The sequence below is a fragment of the Bacillus sp. JJ634 genome (assembly GCF_036962285.1).
Classification (GTDB): domain Bacteria; phylum Bacillota; class Bacilli; order Bacillales; family DSM-1321; genus Peribacillus; species Peribacillus asahii_A.
This window is the reverse complement of the sequence record NZ_JBALMU010000231.1, coordinates 1-2748: the sequence shown is the minus strand read 5'-3', so window position 1 is coordinate 2748 and position 2748 is coordinate 1. Positions and strand designations below refer to the sequence as shown.

The window sequence follows — 2748 nt, the reverse complement described above, 5'->3', positions numbered from 1 at the left end:
GAATAACTTCCATACTAAAAATGTATAAGATCTATGATATTTTTTCTTTAATATCACTTTCTAAATCAATTAATTTTTGTTCCAGAAGTTGTTTAAAGTATTTCCGATCTTCTTTACTCTTATTTTTCACAAAGATAGGATCGCCAAAAATTAGGTAAGCCCTTTTCCTTAATAAAAGTTCTTTAAGATTATTAGGCCCTTTATAAACTGCAGGAATTATAGGGACATTTGACCGTTGGGCGATGGTTATCGCCCCCTGCTTTAAAGCTATTTGTTCATTTGTTCTAGTTCCACTTGGAAATATTCCTACAATTTCCCCTCTTGAAAGTAATTTGTAGGGTATTTTTAAAACACTTGTCCCAGGGTTATCTCTGTCTACAGGAAATGCATTTAGTTTATTAAAAAACCAAGCTGATATTTTATTTTTAAAAAGCTGTTTTTTGGCCATATAATGAATCTTTGATGGTAATAAGATTACACCAAGATACACAACATCAACCCAGCCACTATGAGTACACGCGATAACATATGGCCCCTTGTTAGGCAGAGCTTGTTTATTGTATACGTTAACTTTGTTAAACATAGATAGAACAGTTTTTAGTATAATAGCTGCTACATAATACAAGTCAATTCCTCCTTCTCTTTTGTGAAATTTATTAGAATGTTCAATTTGTTTGAATAAATCAAGATACCCCTCCAAAAGTCTTATTATTTATTTTAACACCAACCATTGATACCTGGTACTAATTTTATGCAAAAAAATACCTAACTCTGGATGTCCTTAAATTAATTGATTATAAATAGCAACCTCTTATTCAATTAAATGGCCCTAAACATGAAGAAAGAGCACAAATCTTACTGCAGAATTGCGCCCGATTGCTGAAGATCAAAAAATTAAAAAGGCCTTCAAGAATTGATCTTTAGTTATTGTGCTAACGCACCCTTTACTTCAAGTACATTTCTTCACAACCTTTTCAGTAATATATAAATATCCATTAACAAAAACCTCATCCCTAGTTCTTAGAGGTAAGATGAATTCAATCAAACTTTACATAATCCCCTTCTTCGATTTGATTCTTTTCAAACCATCCAAGATTCACTTCAATTGCATAATGATAAGAAAGTTTTGGATCATAGATAGGACATTTATTCCCTTTACAAGGCTCCATATCCAGTATCTTTAGAATTTCCCCATCTGAATCAAGAAAAGCAATAGATAAAGGGATTAATGTGTTTTCCATCCAAAATCCACCATATATTTTTCTTGGAAACACAAATAACATCCCCTCATTTTCAGGTAATTTTTCAACAAACATTAAGCCCTTTTCTATTTTTTTTTGAGTATCTGCAACTTGAACGGTTAATCTAATTTCCCTGTTTCCACTGAGTATTTTTATCATTTTTGTTTTTATTCTATTTTTCATGTTCACTCACCTTCGCTTATTATAATAAGCAGGAAAGAAATTTGGAGATAAAACGAAAACAAGAAGAAAAAATAACTAGGCAATCTCTTTTTCACTTTTAATACTTATTCTATGGTTTTAAATTTAATACTTTGCTTTCAATAATCACAGCAACAATATATAAAAAGATTTGTTCAACTAAACTCCGTTTGTTCAATAAAAAAGGGCAATCTTTCTTATTGAAGAATCGCCCCCTATAGTTGAATAAGGATGTGATGTTTACTAATCGCCAGCAATATGGACTTTACCTATATCTGACCTAGAAATTTGTTTAATAAATTCCTCGTATTCGTTCAGTTTATTGACCGAAATAAATAATTTGTAATTATTAAGGTCTGAAATTAGATTGGATAACCTTTCTCCTGAAAAGATTTCGTCAGTAAGATAATAATCGCTTAATCTTCTAAGTTCCGAATAACTTCGCCACATTTTCTTTGAATCAAATATTTCATTATGGAGATGTTCTGTTAATTCGATTAGTCCAAGTTTACGACCTTCGCGACTGTATAAGACCACATCAAATCCCATATAAAGCACCACCTTAAAGCCTTTTTACTCAACTTTATCATATTAGATTTCTTCACTTCTTTTCACATTATCCTGCGACGTTAGTACAAGAAGCGACTGTTCTTATTGAACAATCGCACCCGTTAGTTTAAGTACAATTCTTCACAATCTTTCCTTCACATAACAAAAAAGCCACCTAGATTTGGTAGCCTTATCTGTAGCTCACAACTCGTTGTTTAGGAAATTACTTTTTTTTCCATTACTGCAAAATAGTTTTCTTCATTATCCGCAAAGTTAAATACTCTACCAGATGGCATATTTACAATCTCTCCGACTGTAATTTGTTTATTTAATAAGTCACTGTGTAATTGTTCGAGATTCTCCGTGAAAAACATTAAAGAAGGAGTATCGAGATTTAATCCAGGAGACATTTTAGAAACGAAATCCTTATTGTGCAGAATGAGGCTTGTTTCTGCACCTTTCTTTGGAGCAATTTCAATCCATCTCAATCCCTGATTGTTGTTCTCTTCAGCTATTACAGTAAAGCCTAATTTTTCTGTCCAGAATTTTACTGCCTCATCTTGGTTATTGACATACAACATAATTTGACCGACTTTACTAAACATATTCCTTTCACTCCCTTATAAGAAGACTGTTTTTACTATCTAAATTAATATTCTTTGCTGGGAAGTAGAAATCCTTCTTCAATTAAACTGCCATTTAGCTTAAGTACATTTTTTTACAATCTTATCTATACTCTAACATAACTACCCAATTT

At 31.7% G+C, this 2748-nt stretch carries 4 protein-coding genes; all 4 read right to left on the bottom strand.

The genetic code is table 11. From position 1 onward, the window contains the following. Positions 1 to 31: 31 nt before the first annotated feature. The 4 genes from V7068_RS22405 to V7068_RS22390 all read right to left on the bottom strand — a co-directional run bounded on the left by V7068_RS22405 (position 32) and on the right by V7068_RS22390 (position 2596). Positions 32 to 625 (bottom strand): lysophospholipid acyltransferase family protein, encoded by a 594-nt coding sequence (locus V7068_RS22405; RefSeq protein ID WP_499714628.1) that lies wholly within the window; start codon positions 623 to 625, stop codon positions 32 to 34. A gap of 412 nt (positions 626 to 1037) precedes the next feature. Further along, positions 1038 to 1424 (bottom strand): DUF192 domain-containing protein, encoded by a 387-nt coding sequence (locus V7068_RS22400; protein WP_499714627.1) that lies wholly within the window; start codon positions 1422 to 1424, stop codon positions 1038 to 1040. 261 nt (positions 1425 to 1685) lie between these two features. Next, on the bottom strand, positions 1686 to 1991 hold the full coding sequence (locus V7068_RS22395) for a hypothetical protein (RefSeq protein ID WP_499714626.1): 306 nt from the start codon (positions 1989 to 1991) through the stop codon (positions 1686 to 1688). Positions 1992 to 2206: 215 nt separating this feature from the next. After that, complete coding sequence (locus V7068_RS22390; RefSeq protein WP_499714625.1) at positions 2207 to 2596, bottom strand: VOC family protein; 390 nt, start codon at positions 2594 to 2596, stop codon at positions 2207 to 2209. Between the last annotated feature and the right edge of the window lie 152 nt (positions 2597 to 2748).

What these genes read in the sequence shown, in the direction of transcription:
- V7068_RS22400 (WP_499714627.1), bottom strand. Translation starts at nt 1,424, where the DNA reads ATGAAAAATAGAATAAAAACAAAAATGATAAAAATACTCAGTGGAAAC.
- V7068_RS22395 (WP_499714626.1), bottom strand. Translation starts at nt 1,991, where the DNA reads ATGGGATTTGATGTGGTCTTATACAGTCGCGAAGGTCGTAAACTTGGA.
- V7068_RS22390 (WP_499714625.1), bottom strand. Translation starts at nt 2,596, where the DNA reads ATGTTTAGTAAAGTCGGTCAAATTATGTTGTATGTCAATAACCAAGAT.